This is a genomic window from Paenibacillus sp. Aloe-11 (genome assembly GCF_000245715.1).
Taxonomy (GTDB): domain Bacteria; phylum Bacillota; class Bacilli; order Paenibacillales; family Paenibacillaceae; genus Paenibacillus; species Paenibacillus kribbensis.
The window spans coordinates 31,356-33,268 of sequence record NZ_JH601080.1 but is presented as its reverse complement, the minus strand read 5'-3'; the positions used below and the strand labels follow the sequence as shown (position 1 = coordinate 33,268).

The window sequence follows — 1,913 nt, the reverse complement described above, 5'->3', positions numbered from 1 at the left end:
ATAGCCGCTGCGCAAGCGGCAGATACAGCGATTGTATTTGTTGGCAATCACCCGCTCATTAACGGCAAAGAAGAGAATGACCGCCCAGGCTTGGAGCTGGCAGCTTCCCAGCAGCGGCTTATCGAGGAGGTGTACCGTGTCAATCCGAATACGATTGTGGTTTTGACAGGCAGCTACCCGTTTGCCATTCCCTGGGTTCAGGAGCATATCCCTGCGATCGTATACACGTCTCATGCGGGTCAAGAGCATGGCACGGCAGTAGCCGATGTCCTATTCGGTGATTATGCGCCCGCGGGTCGGTTGAACATGACATGGTATCAGAGCGAGGAGCAATTGGGCGACATCAAAGATTATGATATTATTCGTGGCGGCCGTACCTATCAGTATTATGAAGGTGAACCCCTGTACGCGTTCGGTCACGGGCTGACATACTCGCCATTTGAATATAGCGAGCTTCGCACAGATGCCCAAGCGTCTGGTGCAAGCGAATGGGCGGCTACAGAGGATGGGGCGGGCAATGTAAGCTCCATTGCTGCACTGGATGCCACGGATACTCTTCAGGTGTGGGTGGATGTGACCCATCGGGGCGTAGCTGTCGGCGAGGAGGTTGTACAGCTATATGTACGGCCTGGAGCTTCGCGGGTCAAGCGGCCGTTGAAGACCTTGTGCGGATTTCAACGTGTCCGCTTAGAGCCGGGGGAGACGCGAACGATTGCTTTTACGATTCAAGTGAAGGATTGGGCAATCTGGGATGTTACACGGGATCGCTATTGCGTTGAAGCTGGCGAATACACCCTGCTGGCAGGCGCTTCTTCAACGGATATCCGGCTGGAGCATCCTGTGAACGTTCGAGGTGAAGTCATTCCACCCCGTCAAGCCGGACGGAGCATTCGCGCTGAGAACTTTGATGATTGTGCCAATATCCTGCTGGATGAAAGCAAGGAGCAAAAGGAGGCCTGTGTACGTCCGTATTCACCTCAGCATCCTGGCTGGATCGCTTTTCACGGCGCGGAATGGGGGGCGGCGAGCACGGCTGAATTTCAATGCCGCGTGTCAGGCAATAGCAGCGACGCAGTTATTGAGCTGCGTTTGGATACGCCGGATAGCGAAGCAGTGGCCCGTATGAACGTGGGCAATACAGGAGGAGCGCAAGCATGGATGACGCTCGCCGAAGCGCTGTGTCCAATCTCGGGCGTACATGATGTGTACCTATGGTTGAGTGGGGAGGTGCGGTTAAGTCATTTTATTTTGGGCGCTTGCTGTTCTACAGGAGATTCTGGTCCACAGGCTTGAACTTACTTCTGACTTCACGTACAATGCATTCATCGAAGTTTCTACAGCTTAGGGGTGTCATTTCATTTGAATAGTGAAAAAAGACTACGCACCGCAACGCCCAGATGGCTTGGGGTGGCGGTAAAGGCGCTTGTCTATTTGGAAAAGCATGGAGAGCTCTGTGCCAGCGGATCGATTGCCCGCTCCATTGACTGTGAAGTAACCCTGGTACGCAGGGTGCTGACGCGACTTGTACAGGCAGAATTAATCGCAGCACGCGAGGGCCGTGAGGGAGGCTATGTGCTGACCCGTTCGGCAGACCATATTACACTTGCGGATATATATCACGCCATTGAAATAGGTGATCCGATTTTCCCGGGTATGATGCATGAACCGGAGACGAACCCTTTTTGTGGGGAGCTGGCGATCGCTGTATCTGAAATATTAGCCGAGAGCGAACGCCGTATGCTGGAGGTATGGGAGTCTCATACACTGGCTTCGCTCGCCAAGCGTACAACACTTGCAGTGGGCAACTGCAGCCATAATGAAGGCAAGGATAACGAGGCATCTTCCAAAAGGGAATAGCACATTTTTATTCAAAATGATAATAGCCGATACAACTCTCCAAAAGAGGATTGTAT

General features: G+C 53.0%; 2 protein-coding genes. Both read left to right on the top strand.

The genetic code is table 11. The features are described from left to right. Positions 1-1,293: glycoside hydrolase family 3 protein (locus WG8_RS29165; protein ID WP_007432869.1), on the top strand; the 1,293-nt coding region annotated here is incomplete at its 5' end. 66 nt (positions 1,294-1,359) lie between these two features. Continuing rightward, complete coding sequence (locus tag WG8_RS23960) at positions 1,360-1,857, top strand: RrF2 family transcriptional regulator (RefSeq protein WP_007432868.1); 498 nt, start codon at positions 1,360-1,362, stop codon at positions 1,855-1,857. Positions 1,858-1,913 lie beyond the last annotated feature (56 nt).